Here is a 20,047-nt window from a genome sequence, read left to right on the forward strand (position 1 = left end):
CAGCATGACTGATGTAACTGTAAAATCGCTGGCTGCTGAGATTCAGACCTCCGTGGACCGCCTGGTACAGCAATTTGCTGATGCAGGGATCCCGAAGTCCGCTGATGACTCGGTGACCGCGCAAGAAAAACAAACCTTGTTAACGCACCTGAACCGCGAACACGGTTCTACGCCTGACAAGTTAACGCTGCAGCGCAAAACGCGCAGCACGTTAAACATTCCTGGTACCGGTGGCAAAAGCAAATCGGTACAAATTGAAGTCCGCAAGACGCGCACCTTTGTAAAACGTGATCCGCAAGAGGCAGAACGCCTTGCCGCGGAAGAGCAGGCACAGCGTGAAGCGGAAGAACAAGCTCAGCGTGAGGCGGAAGCAGCCGCCAAACGTGAAGCAGAATTAAAAGCTGAACGTGAGGCCGCAGAAAAAGCGAAACGCGACGCCAGTGATAAAGTGAAGCGTGACGCTGCGGAAAAAGACAAAGTGAGCAATCAACAGACAGACGAAATGACCAAAACCGCCCAGGCTGAAAAAGCCCGCCGTGAAAATGAAGCTGCCGAGCTGAAGCGTAAAGCGGAAGAAGAAGCCCGCCGTAAGCTGGAAGAAGAAGCTCGCCGCGTCGCTGAAGAAGCGCGTCGTATGGCAGAAGAAAACGAGAAGAATGGCGTGAATACCGCTGAACCGACTGAAGACACCAGCGACTATCACGTGACCACTTCTCAGCATGCGCGTCAGGCTGAAGATGATAACGACCGTGAAGTAGAAGGCGGCCGTGGCCGTGGTCGTAATGCAAAAGCCGCGCGTCCGGCTAAGAAAGGTAACAAACACGCTGAATCTAAAGCTGACCGCGAAGAAGCTCGTGCAGCGGTTCGCGGTGGTAAAGGCGGTAAGCGTAAAGGTTCTTCTCTGCAGCAGGGCTTCCAGAAGCCAGCTCAGGCGGTTAACCGTGACGTCGTGATTGGCGAAACCATCACCGTTGGCGATCTGGCAAACAAGATGGCGGTTAAAGGCTCTCAGGTCATCAAAGCGATGATGAAGCTGGGCGCAATGGCGACCATCAACCAGGTTATCGACCAGGAAACCGCACAGCTGGTTGCCGAAGAGATGGGCCACAAAGTTATCCTGCGTCGTGAAAACGAGCTGGAAGAAGCAGTAATGAGCGACCGTGACACTGGCGCTGCGGCTGAACCGCGTGCACCGGTTGTGACCATCATGGGTCACGTTGACCACGGTAAAACCTCTCTGCTCGACTACATTCGTTCTACGAAAGTTGCCTCCGGCGAAGCGGGTGGCATTACCCAGCACATCGGTGCTTACCACGTAGAAACTGAAAACGGCATGATCACCTTCCTGGATACCCCAGGCCACGCAGCGTTCACCTCAATGCGTGCTCGTGGTGCTCAGGCTACGGATATCGTTGTACTGGTTGTTGCAGCAGACGATGGCGTTATGCCACAGACCATTGAAGCTATCCAGCACGCGAAAGCGGCGCAGGTGCCTCTGGTTGTTGCGGTCAACAAAATCGATAAGCCAGAAGCCGATCTGGACCGCGTGAAGAACGAACTGTCTCAGTACGGCGTTATGCCGGAAGAGTGGGGCGGCGAAGCGCAGTTCATCCCTGTATCTGCAAAAGCGGGTACTGGTATCGACGACCTGCTGAACGCTATCCTGCTTCAGGCCGAAGTTCTGGAGCTGAAAGCCGTTCGTAAAGGTATGGCGAGCGGTGCGGTAATCGAATCCTTCCTGGATAAAGGTCGTGGTCCGGTTGCAACGGTTCTGGTTCGCGAAGGTACGCTGAACAAGGGCGACATCGTTCTGTGTGGCTTCGAATACGGTCGTGTTCGTGCGATGCGTAACGAATTGGGTCAGGAAGTGCTGGAAGCAGGTCCGTCCATTCCAGTGGAAATCCTGGGGCTGTCCGGTGTTCCGGCTGCCGGTGATGAAGTGACCGTTGTGCGTGACGAGAAGAAAGCGCGTGAAGTGGCACTGTATCGTCAGGGCAAGTTCCGTGAAGTTAAGCTGGCGCGTCAGCAGAAATCTAAACTTGAGAACATGTTTGCGAACATGGCTGAAGGCGAAGTTCACGAAGTGAACGTCGTTCTGAAAGCGGACGTTCAGGGTTCTGTGGAAGCGATCTCCGACTCCTTGCTGAAACTGTCTACCGACGAAGTGAAAGTGAAGATCATCGGTTCTGGCGTAGGTGGTATCACCGAAACCGACGCAACCCTGGCTGCGGCGTCCAACGCTATCCTGGTTGGCTTCAACGTGCGTGCTGATGCATCTGCTCGCCGCGTGATCGAAGCGGAAAGCCTGGATCTGCGCTACTACTCCGTCATCTATAACCTGATCGACGAAGTGAAAGCCGCGATGAGCGGTATGCTGTCTCCTGAGCTGAAACAGCAGATCATCGGTCTGGCTGAAGTGCGTGACGTGTTCAAATCACCGAAATTCGGTGCGATCGCGGGCTGTATGGTTACCGAAGGTACCATCAAGCGTCACAACCCAATCCGCGTACTGCGTGACAACGTGGTTATCTACGAAGGCGAGCTGGAATCCCTGCGCCGCTTCAAAGATGACGTTAACGAAGTCCGTAACGGCATGGAATGTGGTATCGGCGTTAAGAACTACAACGACGTTCGCGTTGGCGATATGATCGAAGTGTTCGAAATCATCGAGATCCAACGCAGCATCGACTAATCCTTAGGGATAAGTCCATATGTAGGCCGGGATCGCCTCGTGCCACCCGGCAATAATTTTAAAAGGGGCTTTTAGCCCCTTTTTTGTCTGGAGAATTTATTATGGCGAAAGAATTTGGTCGCCCACAGCGCGTGGCGCAGGAGATGCAGAAAGAGATTGCGCTTATCCTGCAACGCGAAATCAAAGACCCGCGTATCGGTATGATGACCACCGTCTCTGGCGTGGAAATGTCTCGTGACCTGGCCTATGCCAAAGTGTTCGTGACCTTCCTGAACGATCAGGACGAAGCGGCGGTGAAGAACGGCATTAAAGCACTGCAGGAAGCCTCTGGTTTCATCCGCTCTCTGCTCGGCAAAGCGATGCGCCTGCGTATTGTTCCCGAGCTGACCTTCTTCTACGACAACTCGCTGGTCGAAGGTATGCGCATGTCCAACCTGGTGACCAGCGTGGTGAAACATGACGACGAACGTCGTGTTAACCCGACGGACGACAGCAAGGAGGACTGATGAGTCGTCCTCGTCGTCGCGGTCGCGACGTGCATGGCGTGCTGCTGTTGGATAAACCGCAGGGTGCATCCAGTAACGACGTGCTGCAAAAAGTGAAACGTATTTATAACGCTAACCGTGCGGGCCACACCGGCGCGCTGGATCCGCTGGCGACCGGCATGCTGCCGATTTGCCTGGGTGAAGCGACAAAGTTTTCCCAGTACCTGCTCGATTCCGATAAACGCTACCGCGTTATCGCTAAACTTGGCCAGCGTACGGATACCTCCGACGCGGATGGTCAGGTGGTGGAAGAGCGCCCGGTGACCTTCAGCGCTGAACAGCTTGATGCGGCCCTGGAGAGCTTCCGCGGAGACACGATGCAGGTGCCGTCGATGTATTCGGCACTGAAATATCAGGGCAAGAAGCTCTACGAATATGCGCGCCAGGGAATTGACGTCCCGCGCGAAGCGCGTCCGATAACCGTGTATGAGCTGCTGTTCATTCGCCACGAAGGTGACGAGCTGGAGCTGGAAGTCCACTGTTCGAAAGGGACCTATATTCGCACCATCATCGACGACCTGGGTGAAAAGCTGGGCTGCGGCGCGCATGTGATCTACCTGCGTCGTCTGGCGGTCAGTAAATATCCGGTGGAACGCATGGTGACGCTTGAGCAGCTGCGCGCGCTGGCTGAGCAGGCACAAGCGCAGGGAGTGGAACCAGCAGATTTGCTGGATCCACTGCTGATGCCAATGGACAGTCCGGCAGCGGACTTCCCGATCGTTAATCTTCCTTTAACATCGTCCGTTTACTTTAAGAACGGAAACCCGGTTCGTACGGCGGATGCGCCGCTGGATGGACTTGTACGCGTGACGGAAGGTGACGAAGGGAAATTCATCGGTATGGGCGAAATGGACGGTGAAGGGCGCGTTGCGCCGCGTCGTCTGGTCGTCGAATATCCGGTCGACGCGTGACGGTGATTACGCCTCACCTTGCGATAAGCAGGGGAGACGAGTAGAATATCGCCGCTTAACGCCCGGTAAATTGTTTAACAATCTGCGGGGCGTACATGGGGTCGCTGAATTAGAGATCGGCACCCTTACATTTTTTATACTTTGGAGTTTGAAAATGTCTCTAAGCGTTGAAGCTAAAGCTAAAATCGTTTCTGAGTTTGGTCGTGGTACTAACGACAGCGGTTCTACCGAAGTTCAGGTTGCACTGCTGACTGCACAGATTAACCACCTGCAGGGTCACTTTGCAGAGCACAAAAAAGATCACCACAGCCGTCGTGGTCTGCTGCGCATGGTTTCTCAGCGTCGTAAACTGCTCGACTACCTGAAGCGTAAAGATGTTGCACGCTACACCGCGCTGATCGAGCGTCTGGGTCTGCGTCGCTAAGTCTTGCGAGTTTCAGAAAAGGGGGCCTGATGGCCCCTTTTTTCAACCAGACGGCAGCAATTCAATGGAAACTATTGTATTGTTGCTATAAATGATCTTCATTGCAGAGGTTCGCGCGGCTAATGAGAGGCTTCACCCATGGGGGTGTCGGTTGTCATTAGTCGCGAGGATGCGAAGAAGGTCGGGTTAAATCGACAGCACGCCGGCGGTGTGCTGTCATACATTTAAGAAAGGATAGAATTTTGCTGAATCCGATCGTTCGTAAATTCCAGTATGGTCAACATACCGTCACGCTGGAAACCGGCATGATGGCACGCCAGGCGACTGCTGCCGTTATGGTAAGCATGGATGACACCGCGGTATTCGTGACCGTTGTGGGCCAGAAAAAAGCTAAACCAGGTCAGGACTTCTTCCCGCTGACCGTTAACTACCAGGAGCGTACCTACGCTGCCGGCAAAATCCCGGGTGGCTTCTTCCGTCGTGAAGGCCGTCCAAGCGAAGGCGAAACCCTGATCGCGCGTCTGATTGACCGCCCGGTTCGTCCGCTGTTCCCGGAAGGCTTCGTTAACGAAGTGCAGGTTATTGCGACCGTTGTTTCCGTTAACCCACAGGTTAACCCGGACATCGTTGCGATGATCGGTGCCTCCGCTGCCCTGTCACTGTCTGGTATTCCATTCAATGGCCCAATCGGTGCCGCGCGCGTCGGTTACATCAACGACCAGTACGTGCTGAACCCAACTCAGGAAGAGCTGAAAGAAAGTAAGCTGGACCTGGTTGTTGCCGGTACTGAAGCGGCTGTGCTGATGGTTGAATCCGAAGCTGAACTGCTGAGCGAAGACCAGATGCTGGGCGCTGTGGTGTTCGGTCATGAGCAGCAGCAGATTGTTATCCAGAACATCAACGACCTGGTGAAAGAAGCCGGTAAGCCACGTTGGGACTGGCAGCCAGAAGCAGCAAACGACGCGCTGAACGCACGCGTTGCGGCACTGGCAGAATCTCGTCTGAGCGACGCTTACCGCATCACCGACAAACAGGAGCGTTACGCTCAGGTTGACGCGATCAAATCTGAAGTAACCGCGACCCTGGTTGCCGAAGACGAAACGCTGGACGCTAACGAAATTGGCGAAATTCTGCACGCTATCGAGAAAAACGTTGTTCGTAGCCGCGTACTGGCAGGCGAGCCGCGTATCGATGGCCGTGAAAAAGACATGATTCGTGGTCTGGACGTACGCACTGGCGTACTGCCGCGTACTCATGGTTCTGCGCTGTTCACCCGTGGTGAAACGCAGGCGCTGGTTACCGCAACCCTGGGTACCGCACGTGACGCACAGATCATCGATGAACTGATGGGCGAGCGTACTGACAACTTCCTGTTCCACTACAACTTCCCTCCGTACTCTGTGGGCGAAACCGGTATGGTTGGCTCACCGAAGCGTCGTGAAATTGGTCACGGTCGTCTGGCGAAGCGCGGCGTGCTGGCAGTGATGCCGGAAGCTGACAAATTCCCGTACACCGTTCGCGTGGTTTCTGAAATCACCGAATCCAACGGTTCTTCTTCCATGGCTTCCGTATGTGGTGCCTCTCTGGCGCTGATGGATGCGGGCGTGCCGATCAAAGCCGCCGTTGCGGGTATCGCAATGGGTCTGGTGAAAGAAGGCGACAACTTCGTTGTTCTGTCTGACATTCTGGGTGACGAAGACCACCTGGGTGATATGGACTTCAAAGTAGCGGGTTCCCGCGACGGTATCTCTGCCCTGCAGATGGATATCAAAATTGAAGGTATCACCAAAGAGATCATGCAGGTTGCTCTGAACCAGGCTAAAGGTGCGCGTCTGCACATCCTGGGCGTGATGGAACAGGCTATCAACGCGCCACGCGGTGATATCTCTGAATTCGCTCCGCGTATTCACACCATCAAGATCAATCCAGACAAGATCAAAGATGTTATCGGTAAGGGCGGTTCTGTTATCCGCGCGCTGACCGAAGAGACCGGCACCACCATCGAAATCGAAGATGACGGTACTGTGAAGATCGCAGCAACCGACGGCGAGAAAGCGAAATTCGCTATCCGTCGCATCGAAGAAATCACTGCTGAAATCGAAGTGGGCCGCGTCTACGCGGGTAAAGTGACCCGTATCGTTGACTTTGGTGCGTTCGTTGCCATCGGTGGCGGTAAAGAAGGTCTGGTTCACATCTCTCAGATCGCTGACAAGCGCGTTGAGAAAGTGACCGATTACCTGCAGATGGGTCAGGAAGTGCCGGTTAAGGTTCTGGAAGTTGACCGTCAGGGCCGTATCCGTCTGAGCATTAAAGAAGCAACCGAGCAGTCTCAACCTGCTGCGGCACCGGAAGCTCCGGCTGCTGAACAGCAAGGCGAGTAAGTTGCCATTTGCCCTCCGCTTTGCGGAGGGCCTGTTATCAGGCAGGACGCCTTGTTAAGCCGCCGGGGGACAGGACGTTCATCCAATAGTTGTCTTCGGGAGTGGGAAATGAAGCCTTTTTTGCGCTGGTGTTTCGTTGCGACAGCTTTAACGCTGGCAGGATGCAGCAACTCTGCCTGGCGTAAGAGCGAAGTCCTCGCAGTGCCATTGCAACCGACTTTGCAGCAGGAAGTGATTCTGGCACGCATGGAACAAATACTTGCCAGTCGGGCTTTAACCGATGACGAACGCGCACAGCTTTTATATGAGCGCGGAGTGTTGTATGATAGTCTCGGTCTGAGGGCATTAGCGCGAAATGATTTTTCACAAGCGCTGGCTATCCGACCTGATATGCCTGAAGTATTCAATTACTTAGGCATTTATTTAACGCAGGCAGGCAATTTTGATGCTGCCTATGAAGCGTTTGATTCTGTACTTGAGCTTGATCCAACTTACAACTACGCGCACTTGAATCGCGGTATCGCATTGTATTACGGCGGTCGTGACAAGTTAGCGCAAGATGATCTGCTGGCGTTTTATCAAGACGATCCTAATGATCCTTTCCGTAGCCTGTGGCTTTACATCGTTGAGCGGAAGCTCGATGAGAAGCAGGCAAAAGAAGCACTACAACAGCGCTTCGAGAAATCGGATAAGGAACAGTGGGGATGGAACATTGTCGAGTTCTACCTGGGCAACATTAGCGAAGCAACGCTGATGGAACGCCTCAAGGCGGACGCAACGGATAACACCTCGCTCGCTGAGCATCTCAGTGAAACCAACTTCTATTTAGGTAAGTACTACCTAAGTCTGGGGGATATGGACAGCGCTACGGCACTGTTCAAATTAGCGGTTGCTAACAACGTACATAACTTCGTTGAGCACCGTTATGCATTGTTGGAATTATCGCTCTTGGGCCAGGAGCAAGACGACCTGGCAGAATCGGACCAGCAATAGCTGACGACATAAACATCAGCCCGTAATCTTTTGATTGCCATCACCTTCACTGGTGAGGGCGTTGTTGTTCGTCAATACACCTACTTTGAGCCGGTTCACACTTTTCAATGAAAATTGCTAATCATTTTCACGATGAGCTAAGTAGACTGGCCGCCATTGACATTGAGGCACTCGTACTACATGGCTGAATTCGAAACCACTTTTGCAGATCTGGGCCTGAAGGCTCCTATCCTTGAAGCCCTTAACGATCTGGGTTACGAAAAACCATCTCCGATCCAGGCAGAATGTATCCCGCATCTGCTTTCTGGTCGTGACGTGCTGGGCATGGCCCAGACTGGTAGCGGTAAAACTGCAGCGTTCTCGCTGCCGCTGCTGAACAACATCGATCCGGACCTGCGTGCACCGCAGATCCTCGTCCTGGCTCCAACTCGTGAACTGGCTGTTCAGGTTGCTGAAGCAATGACGGAATTCTCTAAACATATGCGCGGCGTAAACGTGGTAGCCCTGTACGGCGGCCAGCGTTATGACGTGCAGTTACGCGCCCTGCGCCAGGGCCCACAGATTGTCGTCGGTACGCCGGGCCGTCTGCTGGATCACCTGAAGCGCGGTACTCTGGACCTCTCTAAACTGAGCGGCCTGGTACTGGATGAAGCAGATGAAATGCTGCGTATGGGCTTCATCGAAGACGTAGAAACCATCATGGCGCAGATCCCGGAAGGTCACCAGACCGCTCTGTTCTCTGCAACCATGCCAGAAGCGATCCGTCGCATTACCCGCCGCTTCATGAAAGAGCCGCAGGAAGTGCGTATTCAGTCCAGCGTGACCACTCGCCCGGACATCAGCCAGAGCTACTGGTCCGTGTACGGCATGCGCAAAAACGAAGCGCTGGTCCGTTTCCTGGAAGCGGAAGATTTTGATGCGGCGATTATCTTCGTGCGTACCAAAAATGCGACCCTGGAAGTGGCTGAAGCGCTGGAGCGTAACGGCTACAACAGCGCCGCGCTGAACGGCGACATGAACCAGGCCCTGCGTGAGCAGACGCTGGAGCGTCTGAAAGACGGTCGTCTGGATATCCTGATTGCAACCGACGTGGCAGCACGTGGTCTGGACGTTGAGCGTATCAGCCTGGTTGTCAACTACGACATCCCGATGGACTCCGAGTCTTACGTTCACCGTATCGGTCGTACCGGTCGTGCGGGTCGTGCTGGCCGTGCGCTGCTGTTCGTTGAGAACCGCGAGCGTCGTCTGCTGCGCAACATTGAACGCACCATGAAGCTGACCATTCCAGAAGCCGACCTGCCAAACGCAGATCTGCTGGGCAAACGCCGTCTGGAAAAATTCGCCGCGAAAGTACAGCAGCAGCTGGAAAGCAGCGATCTGGATCAGTACCGCGCACTGCTGTCGCAGATCCAGCCTGTCGCTGAAGGCGAAGAGCTGGACATGGAAACTCTGGCTGCAGCACTGCTGAAAATGGCTCAGGGCGAACGTAGCCTGATCGTGCCACCAGATGCACCGATGCGTCCTAAGCGTGAGTTCCGTGACCGTGACGATCGTTTCGAACGTCGTGGCGACCGTAACGACCGTGGTCCACGCGGCGACCGTCCAGAGCGTGGTGGTGAAGACCGTCCACGTCGTGAACGTCGTGACGCTGGCGACATGGAACTGTACCGCATTGAAGTGGGCCGTGATGATGGTGTTGAAGTTCGTCACATCGTTGGCGCGATTGCTAACGAAGGCGACATCAGCAGCCGTTACATTGGTAACATCAAGCTGTTTGCATCCCACTCTACCATCGAACTGCCAAAAGGCATGCCGGGCGAAGTACTGCAGCACTTTACTCGCACCCGCATCCTGAACAAGCCGATGAACATGCAGCTGCTGGGCGATGCACAGCCACGTCCTGACCGCGGTGGAGAACGTCGTGGCGGTGGTCGCGGTTTCGGCGGCGAGCGTCGTGAAGGCGGTCGCAGTGAAGGTCGCGGTGGTGAAGGTCGTCGTTTCTCCGGCGAGCGCCGCGAAAGCCGTGGCCCACGTCGTGAAGAAGGCACCAGCCGTCGTCGTTTCGGTGACGCGTAAGCCTTTCGCTTCTGACGTAAAGTAAAATATACAGCCCCGATACACGCTATCGGGGCTTTTTTTATTCCCTTTGTACTCTTGTACTGGTACAGTGCATCGCACTAAAATGCAGAACCGCATGATTAACTGGAGAAAAGGCTGTATGGCGACACTAACCACCACCCAAACGTCACCTTCGCTGCTTGGCGGCGTGGTGATCATCGGCGGAACCATTATAGGTGCCGGGATGTTTTCCCTGCCCGTGGTCATGTCCGGTGCGTGGTTCTTCTGGTCGCTGGCCGCGCTGGTGTTCACCTGGTTCTGCATGCTGCATTCCGGCCTGATGATCCTTGAAGCGAACCTGAACTACCGCATTGGCTCCAGCTTCGACACCATCACCAAAGATCTGCTGGGCAAAGGCTGGAACCTGGTGAACGGCCTTTCCATCGCATTTGTGCTCTACATCCTGACCTACGCGTACATCTCAGCAAGCGGCTCGATTCTGCATCACACCTTTTCGGAGATGTCGCTGAACGTTCCGGCGCGTCTGGCGGGACTCTGCTTTGCGCTGGGCGTGGCGTTTATCGTCTGGATGAGCACCAAAGCGGTGAGCCGAATGACGGCGATTGTGCTGGGCGCTAAGGTCATCACCTTCTTCCTGACCTTCGGCAGCCTGCTGGGGCACGTTACGCCCGCCACGCTGTTTAACGTTGCGGAAGTTAATACCTCCTACACGCCGTATCTGCTAATGACTCTGCCGTTCTGTCTGGCGTCGTTCGGCTACCACGGCAACGTGCCGAGCCTGATGAAGTACTACGGCAAGGATCCGCGCACCATCGTGAAGTGCCTGGTCTACGGCACGCTGCTGGCGCTTGGGCTGTACGTCATCTGGCTGCTGGGGACAATGGGCAACATCCCGCGCCCGGAGTTTATCGGCATTGCGCAAAAGGGCGGTAACATTGACGTGCTGGTGCAGGCTCTGAGCGGCGTACTGAACAGCCGCAGTCTGGATCTGCTGCTGGTGGTCTTCTCCAACTTTGCGGTGGCGAGTTCATTCCTCGGTGTGACGCTGGGCCTGTTTGACTACCTGGCAGATCTGTTTGGCTTTGACGATTCTGCGATGGGGCGTTTCAAGACGGCGCTGCTGACCTTCCTGCCGCCGATTGTCGGCGGTCTGCTGTGGCCGAACGGTTTCCTGTACGCCATCGGCTATGCAGGGCTGGCGGCCACCATCTGGGCGGCGATTGTGCCAGCGCTGCTGGCACGTAAATCACGTAAACGCTTCGGCAGCCCGAAATTCCGCGTCTGGGGCGGTAAACCGATGATTGCGCTGATCCTGGTATTTGGGGTGGGTAACGCGCTGGTTCACGTGCTGTCGAGCTTTAACCTGTTGCCTGTGTACCAGTAAACACATTGCCCGGTGGCGCTACGCTCACCGGGCCTACAGGGATCGCGTAGGCCGGATAAGGCGAAGCCGCCATCCGGCAAAAAACTACCCCACCAATTCTTCTTTCACCTGCATTGCCAGGTCAAACGAATGTAAACGCGCCTGGTGATCGAAAATCTGGCCGTTGACCATAATTTCATCCGCCTGCGTTTCACGCAGCACTGCTTCCAGCTCGTGACGCACTTTTGCCTTATCACCCACCAACGACATGCTCAACGCCTGCTGCACGCCATACTGCTCGGAGGCCGACCACAGCTGATGCATATTTTCCACCGGAGGCGGCAACTGGCCCGTCTCGCCGCGGCGCAGCTTCACAAACGCCTGCTGCATAGAGGTAAACATGAATTCCGCGTCGCGATTACTGTCAGCGGCAATGATGTTGATACACACCATCGCGTACGGCTTCTCCAGACGCTCGGACGGTTTGAAGTTCGTACGGTAGAGGTGCAGCGCCTGATGCAGCATATCCGGCGCGAAGTGGGAGGCGAACGCGAACGGCAGCCCCAGCTGCGCGGCGAGCTGCGCGCTATACAGGCTCGAGCCTAACAGCCACACCGGGATTTTCTCGCCATAGCCCGGCACCGGACGCACGTGCGGGTTCGGATCGCGCGCGTCGAACCAGTCCACCAGTTCCGCCACGTCGCGCGGGAAGTTATCGATATCGCCGCTCATATGGCGGCGCAGGGCGCGCATGGTCGGCTGGTCGCTGCCCGGCGCGCGGCCAAGCCCCAGGTCAATACGGCCCGGATAGAGGGTGTTCAGCGTCCCGAACTGCTCGGCTATCACCAGCGGGGCGTGGTTCGGCAGCATCACGCCACCGGAGCCAAGGTGCAAAGTGGTGGTATTCGCTGCCAGGTAGCCAATCAGCACCGATGTAGCGGCGCTGGCAATGCCGACCATGTTGTGATGTTCTGCCAGCCAGTAGCGGTGATAGCCACGCTTTTCGGCCAGCTGAGCCAGATCGAGAGAGTGCGTGAAGGCTTCTCTTGCCGAGGAGCCTTGTGGGATCGGCGCCAGATCCAGCACCGAAAACGGAATGGTTTTGTCAGTCATAACAGCTCACTTTGTCGACGGTCAATCTTTAATACTGCATTAAAAAATGATAACCGTTGTTAACAAAGTGAGCCTTTTTTAGGCCTGAAGTTCCAGCCCGGCCAGACGTTTCCAGTAACCGTTGCAGTCGCTGTTTGCCGCCAGCGGCAGCGGCGACGCGCCGTTTTCGTTAGCGCGGAAGGCGTCCAGCATCGCGAAAACGCTGGTATCCAGCGGCGACAGACGCACCATGTCCACCAGCCCGTCCATCGACGCCAGTTCGTTGCCGAGGTTATAGACGTAACCGCTCATGGTCTGAATGCCGTTCAGGACGAATACCTGCTGGTTCTCCTGCGACAGCATGCTACGCCCGTTCGGGTACTTGATGCAGCAGGTTTCACATTCATCTTTCGGGCGGTCTTCCGAGCGCGCGGTGAAGCAGCGGGCAGAGTAGGCCAGCGGCAGATGACCGTAGCTCAGCACTTCCACTTCGAACTGATGGCGAATGCCCAGCTCGTCGCACTGATTCAGCAGGTTTGCCAGCCAGTCACGGGAGAGCTCCACCGGCATGCACCAGCGGGTCATTCCCTGTTTGAGCAGCAGGCGCAGGGTGACGGCGTTATAGCAGTTCAGCGCATGGCCTGCGACAAACGGCAGCCTGCGTTCGGCGCACATGTTCACTACCCCCAGGTCGCTCGCCTCCAGCAGAAACTCACCGTTTTCGACGTAGCGCTTCAGCTCGCCCAGTTCGGACGAAGCCTGCACCAGCGCGAGCGTTGACAGCACCACCTGTTTGCCGCTCCCGGCCAGGTTTTTCGCCATCTCCAGCCAGTCGCCCACTTTGGTGGCGCGGCGTTTGCTGCATACTGCTTCACCGAGGTAAATCACATCGGCGCTGCTGGTGGCGGCCTGTTGGTAAAAATCTTCCAGCGTCTCTTTTGGCCAGTAGTAGAGCATCGGCCCTAATGAATATTTCATGGTTATCTCACTGCCATTTACGGTGATACGCGCCCAGCGTGGTTTGCGTGCCTTCGGACATCGATCCGAGCGTCTCCATCCACGCCGCCTGTGGGGCGTAGTTCTGCGGGTCCGCCATGCAGCGGTCGATGGCCTGACGCCACACTTTCGCCACCTGGCTCACATAGGCCGGACTGCGCTGGCGACCTTCAATTTTCACCGAGGCAATATTGGCGGCCAGCAGCTCCGGCAGCAGCTCCAGCGTGTTAAGGCTGGTGGGCTCTTCCAGCGCGTGGTAGCGCTCGCCGTCGACCAGGTAGCGGCCTTTGCACAGCGTCGGATAACCCGCGTTTTCACCGTCCTGATAGCGGTCGATCAGAACTTCATTCAGACGCGACTCCAGCCCCTGCGGGGTCTGCTGCCAGCGGACGAAGCGGGCAGGGGAGCAGGCCCCGACGGTATTCGGCGATTCACCGGTTAAGTAAGAAGAAAGATAGCAACGGCCTTCGGCCATGATGCACAGACTACCAAAGGCAAAAACCTCCAGCGGCACTGGCGTGACGCGCGCGAGTTGCTTAACCTGATGAATAGAGAGCACGCGCGGCAGCACCACGCGGGCGACGTCAAAGTGTTGATGGTAAAAACGCACCGCCTCTTCGTTGGTGGCAGATGCCTGAACAGAGACGTGGCGCTCAATATGCGGATAGCGTTCTGCCGCATACTCAAGCATGGCGAGGTCGGCCAGGATTAACGCATCGGCGCCCAGCTGTGCTGCCATGTCCACCGCGCGCTGCCAGCGGGCGTAACCGTCAGGATGGGCGAACGTGTTGATGGCAATATGCAGCTTGCGGCGGTGCTGATGAACGAAGTTAACGGCTTCCTGAAGCTTTTTCTCCGTAAAGTTAAGGCCAGCAAAATGGCGGGCGTTGGTGTCATCTTTCAGCCCGATATAGACCGCATCGGCCCCATTCTCGATGGCCGCCTTAAGCGCCGGAAGGTTTCCGGCAGGGCAGAGCAGCTCCATAAATTATCCTGATGTAGTCGATAGCAAAATTGTTAACGAGCTGGGATTTTAATTAACCCATACGCGACAATTTTTGATTTAAGGCAGCTAATGGCGTATTGATGGCACCAATAATGGGGTACGTCCGACGATGGTTTGTTGATTTACGCCGCTATGTTCTGGAACGGATGTGGCAAAATAGCGGGACTATAGCTATCAGGGAGTAAAGCTCGTGCTGGATAAACTGCGTTCACGTCTCGTACAATTCGGTCCATCAATGCTGAGCGTGCCGGTCAGGCTGGCGCCGTTCGCGCTTAAACGCCAGGTGCTGGAGCAGGTCCTGAGCTGGCAGTTCCGTCAGGCGCTGCAGGATGGCGAGCTGGAGTTTCTGGAAGGGCGCTGGTTAAGCATTGAGGTGCGTGACATCGGGCTGCGCTGGTTTACCTCCGTAGAGAACGACCAGCTGATCGTTCGTGAGTCTGCCGAGGCGGACGTGAGCTTTAGCGCCAACGCCAGCGACCTGCTGATGATTGCCGCGCGTAAGCAGGACCCGGACACACTCTTCTTCCAGCGCCGTCTGGTGATTGAGGGCGACACGGAGCTTGGCCTGTACGTTAAGAATTTAATGGATGCCATTGAGCTGGAGCAGATGCCGAAAGCGCTGCGCGTGATGTTGATGCAAATGGCAGATTTCGTTGAGGCGGGGCTGAAATCCCCGCCGGACAGTAAACACACTTCAGTAGGTGAGCCATGCTGATTCGAGTCGAAATAGGGATTGATGCACCGGGTATCGATGCGTTATTACGCCGCGCTTTTGAGAGCGATGCGGAAGCCCAACTGGTCCACGATCTCCGTGAAGACGGCCTGATCACGCTGGGGCTGGTTGCCACCGATGACGAAGGTCAGGTTGTCGGCTATGTTGCCTTCAGCCCGGTGATCGTTCAGGGTGAAGATCTCCAGTGGGTGGGCATGGCACCGCTGGCGGTAGATGAAAACTACCGCGGGCAGGGCCTGGCGCGCCAGCTGGTCTATGAAGGGCTGGACTCGCTGAATGAGTTTGGTTATGCCGCAGTGGTCACGCTGGGCGATCCGGCGTTCTATGGCCGTTTAGGCTTCGAGCAGGCCGCGCATTACGATCTTCGCTGCCGCTGGCCGGGTACCGAATCCGCCTTCCAGGTGCATCGCCTGGCGGATGATGCCCTGAACGGCGTAAATGGTCTGGTGGACTACCACGACCATTTTAATCGCTTTTAATCAGGCTCTCGCGTAGCGCCTCAAAGGAGCCGTCTCCGGTCACGAGGCGCTCCTTCTGGCGCTTCGTTAGCTGCTTAATACGGTACTCCAGCCTGAGTGCCAGCGATCTGTCCCCCACGGCGGCAGAAAAAGCCAGCTGCAGTTCGCCTTTCCCCCGCAGCGCTTTTGCCCCTTTCCCCGTTTGATGTTGTAAAAAACGCCGCGCCACATCGGTGGTGATCCCGGTGTAGAGTGCGTTATCAGCGGTTCGGACAAGATAGAGAAACCAGCACACGGTAAACAGATTCAGTATGTTAAGGTGAACGCACCATAGCATGAGAGAGAACGAAAATGGAAACACTGGCCGCCATTAACCGCTGGCTGGCAAAGCAGCACGTCGTGACCTGGTGCGTATATAGCGAGGGCGAAATGTGGTGCGCCAACGCCTTTTACTACTACGATCCTGAACGCGTCGCTTTTTACGTCATGAGTGAGGACAAAACGCGGCATGCCCAGATGACCGGCCAGCAGGCAAAAGTGGCGGGCACGGTCAACGGCCAGCCCAAAACCGTCGCGCTGATCCGCGGCGTGCAGTTCAAAGGTGAGATTCGTCGTCTGGCAGGTGAAGAAAGCGACGCACAGCGTAAACGCTACACGCGCCGCTTCCCGGTTGCTGCTGCGCTAAAAGCCCCGGTGTGGGAAATCCGGATTGATGAGCTGAAATTTACCGACAACACCCTGGGCTTTGGCAAGAAGCTTCACTGGCTACGCGCCGAGCAGGCGTAGCGCTTCGCGGTTAAACGCCGGGAGATCGTCCGGGGTCCGGCTGGTGATCAGCTGGTCGTTATCGTTGACCACCTCCTGATCGTAAAACTCGGCCCCTGCGTTTTTCAGATCGATAACGATCGGTTTCACCGCCGTAAGCTTACGCCCGCGGACCACTTCAGCGCTGATCAGCAGCTGCGGGCCGTGGCAGATGGCAAAGACCGGCTTGCCGGTGCCGACGAAGTCACGGGTAAAGGTGACGAAACGCTCGTCCCCGCGCAGGGAATCCGGTGAATGGCCGCCCGGTAACAGCAGGGCGTCGAAATCTGACGGGCTGACGTTATCGATGGACTCATCGATGGTCACGCTGGCTTCGCCCTTGTGGCCCTTCACGGTTTTACCCGCTTCTTTCTCAATGGTGATGACCTCGTGGCCTGCCTTGCGGAATGCCTCAGCTGGTGACGTAAATTCTGAATCTTCAAACTCGTCGGTAATCAAGACTGCGATTTTTTTACCCATGCTTCCTCCGTTGTTTTCGCTTCAGACTGTTTTTTTCCCGTTTGTGGTAAATACTTACCGGTAACAGACTTTTAAGTGTGGTAGAGCAGGTCCAGATCGCAAACGGACAATTCTGTAAAGGGGATAAGATGAGTCAGGTACTGATTACCGGCGCAACCGGGCTGGTGGGGGGACATCTGCTGCGGTTGCTGATCCAGGACCGGCATATCAACTATATTGCCGCCCCGACGCGCCGCCCGCTGTTGGATATCACCGGCGTCTATAACCCGCACGATCCCCAGTTCACCGACGCGCTGGCGCAGGTGCAGGATCCTATAGATATCGCCTTTTGCTGCCTGGGCACGACGCGGCGTGAGGCGGGCAGTAAAGAAGCGTTCGTCCATGCGGACTACACGCTGGTGGTGGATACCGCCCTGACGGCGAAAAAGCTGGGGGCAAAACATTTCCTGGTGGTGAGCTCGCACGGCGCCAGCACCGGCTCACCGTTTTTTTACAATCAGGTGAAGGGCAAAATGGAAGAGGCGCTGATTGCGCAGAAGTGGGAGCGCCTGACAATCGTGCGGCCTTCCATGCTGATGGGCCACCGCGACGAACGGCGTTTTAACGAATCCTTCTTCGCCCCGCTGTTTCGCATCCTGCCGGGTAACTGGAAGTCCATCGAGGCGCGGGACGTCGCGCAGGCGATGCTGAAAGAGGCGCTGGCACCGTCGCAGGAGGGCGTCAATATCATCCCTTCGGCAAAACTGCGTGAAATCGCGCAGGGCGAGGCGTAAACTTCTCCGGCTTATTAAATAACACTCTCCGGGGAATGGTATGACTGGTCAGTCTTCATCTCAGGCGGCAACACCTGTCCAATGGTGGAAGCCCGCACTCTTCTTTCTCGTGGTCATCATTGGCCTCTGGTATGTGAAATGGCAGCCGTACTACGGCAAAGCCTTCACCGCCGCCGAAACGCACAGCATCGGTAAATCTATACTCGCTCAGGCTGATGCCAGCCCGCTGAAGGCGGCATGGGATTACGCCATGGTCTACTTCCTGGCGGTGTGGAAAGCTGCCGTCTTAGGGGTAATCCTGGGATCGCTGATTCAGGTACTTATTCCGCGAAACTGGCTGGTGAAAACACTCGGGCAGCCGCGCTTTCAGGGCACGCTGCTGGGGACGATTTTCTCTCTGCCGGGCATGATGTGCTCCTGCTGTGCCGCACCGGTAGCGGCGGGTATGCGCCGCCAGCGCGTATCCATGGGCGGTGCGCTGGCATTCTGGATGGGGAACCCGCTGCTCAACCCGGCGACGCTGGTGTTTATGGGCTTTGTGCTCGGCTGGCATTTTGCCGCTATCCGTCTGGTTGCCGGGCTGCTGACGGTGCTGGTGGTGGCGACGCTGGTACAAAAACTGGTGAAGGATACTGCCGTCGAACCCGCAGCCGTTGAACTGGACGTCAGCGAACCGCAGGGCGGTTTCTTCACTCGCTGGGGTAAGGCGTTGTGGCAGCTTTTCTGGAGCACCATTCCGGTCTATATCCTGGCGGTACTGGTTCTGGGCGCGGCGCGCGTCTGGCTCTTCCCGCATGCGGTTGGCGCAATCGACAACACGCTGATGTGGGTGATTGCGATGGCCGTTGCAGGCTGCCTGTTTGTGATCCCCACGGCGGCAGAAATTCCGATTGTCCAGACCATGATGCTGGCCGGTATGGGTACCGCACCGGCGCTGGCGCTGCTTATCACCTTGCCGGCAATCAGCCTGCCGTCGCTCATCATGCTGCGTAAGTCTTTCCCGGCGAAAGCGCTGTGGCTGACGGCGGGACTGGTGGCGTTGAGCGGAGTGATGGTGGGGAGTATTGCGTTGATGTAAAAAAAGCCCGGTGGCGCTCGCGCCTACCGGGCCTTTAGTCAGACGTGGATTACTTAATGTAGGTAAACGCGGTGGTGACGTGCTTCACGCCGCTCACCCGGCTGGCGATATCCGCCGCCGCTTTCCCTTCACGATCGGTCACCAGACCCAGCAGGAACACTTCACCATTTTCGGTCGTTACTTTTACGTTTGAGGATTTCACCTGGTCTGAACCCAGCAGCTGGGAGCGGACTTTGGTGGTGATCCAGGTGTCAGACGACGCGGTGCCCAGGCTGATTGGCTGACCCTGGCGGATTTCATTGAAGACTTCCGTGGTGCCCTCAACGCCCATTGCGATCTGCTTCGCGCGGCTGGAGAGTTCGGTATTCGGTGCCTGACCCGTCAGCAGGACTTTGCCCTGATAAGCCGTCACGTTGATACGCGCTTCTTTCTTGATTTGTTCGTCTTTCGACAGCGCACTGTTGACCCGCAGCTCCAGCGTACCGTCATCCACCTGCGTTCCCACAGAGCGCGGATCGGTCGCCGCTTTGGTGCCTACTGCGGCAGTACCCACAACGGCCGCAGCAATACATCCCTGAAGCAGTAATGCAGACATAAGGACTGCGAGGGTCGATAAAGCCTTCATAAAAACTCCTTAATCATCCTGGTGAGGGAAAAGCGTGTTATCGATCAAATCGCATAAGCAGTTCACCGTGAGCATATGCATCTCCTGGATACGTGCGCTACGGTGAGACGGAATGCGGATTTCCACATCCTGCGGCCCGAGCAGACCCGCCAGCTCACCGCCGTCATAGCCGGTTAAGGCGACGATGGTCATGTCGCGGGTAACGGCGGCTTCAACGGCTTTGACGATGTCCCGGCTGTTGCCGCGCGTGGAGATCGCCAGCAGCACATCGCCGGCATGCCCCAGGGCGCGCACCTGCTTTGCGTAAATTTCGTCATGCAGACGATCGTTAGCAATCGCTGTTAAGACCACATTATCGGTATTAAGTGCAATGGCAGGTAAACTAGGGCGTTCGGTTTCAAAACGGTTAATCATGCTGGCAGCAAAATGCTGTGCGTTGGCGGCTGAGGTTCCGTTGCCACAACAGAGGATTTTGTTGCCGTTAAGCAGGGATTGCACCAGCGTCATTGCAGCGCGAGAGATCGCGTCCGGAAGGGCTTCCGCCGCGGCAATCTGAGTCTGGATGCTTTCTGTGAAGCACACTTTAATTCTTTCGAGCACGTTATCCCTTTTAA

The 20,047-nt window shown here is 56.2% G+C and carries 21 protein-coding genes; 14 read left to right on the forward strand and 7 right to left on the reverse strand.

What is annotated here, in order from left to right:
- The first annotated feature begins 4 nt into the window (after positions 1–4).
- The 9 genes from infB to mtr all read left to right on the forward strand — a co-directional run bounded on the left by infB (position 5) and on the right by mtr (position 11,409).
- Positions 5–2,692, forward strand: a complete 2,688-nt coding sequence (gene infB, locus IM313_RS03235; protein WP_041907885.1) for a translation initiation factor IF-2 — start codon at positions 5–7, stop codon at positions 2,690–2,692.
- A 101-nt stretch (positions 2,693–2,793) separates the two neighbouring features.
- Positions 2,794–3,198 (forward strand): 30S ribosome-binding factor RbfA, encoded by a 405-nt coding sequence (gene rbfA / locus IM313_RS03240; RefSeq protein WP_041907887.1) that lies wholly within the window; start codon positions 2,794–2,796, stop codon positions 3,196–3,198.
- Positions 3,198–4,148 carry a tRNA pseudouridine(55) synthase TruB gene (gene truB / locus IM313_RS03245; protein WP_045260076.1) on the forward strand — a complete coding sequence of 317 codons (951 nt, stop codon included), beginning with the start codon at positions 3,198–3,200 and terminating at the stop codon, positions 4,146–4,148. Before rbfA ends, truB begins: the two co-directional genes overlap by 1 nt.
- Positions 4,149–4,302: 154 nt before the next feature.
- Entirely contained in the window at positions 4,303–4,572 is a 270-nt protein-coding gene (rpsO, locus tag IM313_RS03250) for a 30S ribosomal protein S15 (RefSeq protein ID WP_003861789.1), read from the forward strand.
- A 242-nt stretch (positions 4,573–4,814) separates the two neighbouring features.
- Positions 4,815–6,953, forward strand: a complete 2,139-nt coding sequence (gene pnp, locus IM313_RS03255) for a polyribonucleotide nucleotidyltransferase (protein WP_028014547.1) — start codon at positions 4,815–4,817, stop codon at positions 6,951–6,953.
- A 108-nt stretch (positions 6,954–7,061) separates the two neighbouring features.
- Positions 7,062–7,946, forward strand: coding sequence for a lipoprotein NlpI (gene nlpI / locus IM313_RS03260; protein WP_028014546.1), 885 nt, complete (start codon positions 7,062–7,064; stop codon positions 7,944–7,946).
- A gap of 107 nt (positions 7,947–8,053) precedes the next feature.
- The gene (yrbN, locus tag IM313_RS22740) at positions 8,054–8,134 is read left to right on the forward strand and encodes a protein YrbN (protein WP_100122156.1); all 81 of its coding nucleotides are present in this window, start codon (positions 8,054–8,056) and stop codon (positions 8,132–8,134) included.
- The gene (locus IM313_RS03270) at positions 8,127–10,022 is read left to right on the forward strand and encodes a DEAD/DEAH family ATP-dependent RNA helicase (RefSeq protein ID WP_041907893.1); all 1,896 of its coding nucleotides are present in this window, start codon (positions 8,127–8,129) and stop codon (positions 10,020–10,022) included. Before yrbN ends, IM313_RS03270 begins: the two co-directional genes overlap by 8 nt.
- Before the next feature lie 142 nt (positions 10,023–10,164).
- Positions 10,165–11,409, forward strand: coding sequence for a tryptophan permease (mtr, locus tag IM313_RS03275; protein WP_028014544.1), 1,245 nt, complete (start codon positions 10,165–10,167; stop codon positions 11,407–11,409).
- An 84-nt stretch (positions 11,410–11,493) separates the two neighbouring features.
- Here the strand turns inward: mtr and IM313_RS03280 are convergent, their stop codons facing one another.
- From IM313_RS03280 to IM313_RS03290, 3 genes are all read right to left on the reverse strand, one after another.
- Positions 11,494–12,501, reverse strand: coding sequence for a luciferase-like monooxygenase (locus IM313_RS03280; protein ID WP_192971986.1), 1,008 nt, complete (start codon positions 12,499–12,501; stop codon positions 11,494–11,496).
- Between the two features lie 78 nt (positions 12,502–12,579).
- Positions 12,580–13,458 (reverse strand): U32 family peptidase, encoded by an 879-nt coding sequence (locus IM313_RS03285; protein ID WP_192971987.1) that lies wholly within the window; start codon positions 13,456–13,458, stop codon positions 12,580–12,582.
- 7 nt (positions 13,459–13,465) lie between these two features.
- On the reverse strand, positions 13,466–14,461 hold the full coding sequence (locus IM313_RS03290) for a peptidase U32 family protein (RefSeq protein ID WP_014885366.1): 996 nt from the start codon (positions 14,459–14,461) through the stop codon (positions 13,466–13,468).
- Between the two features lie 211 nt (positions 14,462–14,672).
- Here IM313_RS03290 and IM313_RS03295 point away from each other — a divergent pair, with 211 nt between their 5' ends.
- A complete protein-coding gene (locus IM313_RS03295) occupies positions 14,673–15,197 on the forward strand; it encodes an SCP2 domain-containing protein (protein WP_028014541.1) in 525 nt (174 codons plus the stop codon).
- Positions 15,191–15,694, forward strand: coding sequence for a GNAT family N-acetyltransferase (locus IM313_RS03300; RefSeq protein WP_028014540.1), 504 nt, complete (start codon positions 15,191–15,193; stop codon positions 15,692–15,694). The genes IM313_RS03295 and IM313_RS03300 overlap by 7 nt, the downstream gene beginning before the upstream one ends.
- Here the strand turns inward: IM313_RS03300 and IM313_RS03305 are convergent.
- A complete protein-coding gene (locus tag IM313_RS03305) occupies positions 15,681–16,010 on the reverse strand; it encodes a GIY-YIG nuclease family protein (protein ID WP_045260079.1) in 330 nt (109 codons plus the stop codon). The two genes, IM313_RS03300 and IM313_RS03305, sit on opposite strands and share 14 nt — an antisense overlap.
- 14 nt (positions 16,011–16,024) lie before the next feature.
- Here IM313_RS03305 and IM313_RS03310 point away from each other — a divergent pair, with 14 nt between their 5' ends.
- Complete coding sequence (locus tag IM313_RS03310; RefSeq protein WP_192971988.1) at positions 16,025–16,459, forward strand: YhbP family protein; 435 nt, start codon at positions 16,025–16,027, stop codon at positions 16,457–16,459.
- On the opposite strand, the gene IM313_RS03315 is transcribed toward IM313_RS03310, so the two are convergent.
- Complete coding sequence (locus IM313_RS03315) at positions 16,439–16,957, reverse strand: type 1 glutamine amidotransferase domain-containing protein (RefSeq protein ID WP_028014537.1); 519 nt, start codon at positions 16,955–16,957, stop codon at positions 16,439–16,441. The genes IM313_RS03310 and IM313_RS03315 overlap by 21 nt on opposite strands.
- A 128-nt stretch (positions 16,958–17,085) precedes the next feature.
- Here IM313_RS03315 and IM313_RS03320 point away from each other — a divergent pair, with 128 nt between their 5' ends.
- Positions 17,086–17,730, forward strand: a complete 645-nt coding sequence (locus tag IM313_RS03320) for an NAD(P)H-binding protein (protein WP_192971989.1) — start codon at positions 17,086–17,088, stop codon at positions 17,728–17,730.
- Positions 17,731–17,770: 40 nt separating this feature from the next.
- Positions 17,771–18,808 carry a permease gene (locus IM313_RS03325; RefSeq protein WP_192971990.1) on the forward strand — a complete coding sequence of 346 codons (1,038 nt, stop codon included), beginning with the start codon at positions 17,771–17,773 and terminating at the stop codon, positions 18,806–18,808.
- Between the two features lie 49 nt (positions 18,809–18,857).
- Here IM313_RS03325 and dolP read toward each other — a convergent pair whose 3' ends face one another.
- Entirely contained in the window at positions 18,858–19,433 is a 576-nt protein-coding gene (gene dolP / locus IM313_RS03330; protein WP_028014534.1) for a division/outer membrane stress-associated lipid-binding lipoprotein, read from the reverse strand.
- Between the two features lie 9 nt (positions 19,434–19,442).
- The gene (gene diaA / locus IM313_RS03335; protein ID WP_003861754.1) at positions 19,443–20,033 is read right to left on the reverse strand and encodes a DnaA initiator-associating protein DiaA; all 591 of its coding nucleotides are present in this window, start codon (positions 20,031–20,033) and stop codon (positions 19,443–19,445) included.
- Positions 20,034–20,047: the final 14 nt, after the last annotated feature.

The sequence above is a fragment of the Enterobacter cloacae complex sp. P2B genome (assembly GCF_014895985.1).
In the GTDB taxonomy this organism is placed as follows: Bacteria; Pseudomonadota; Gammaproteobacteria; order Enterobacterales; family Enterobacteriaceae; genus Enterobacter; species Enterobacter bugandensis.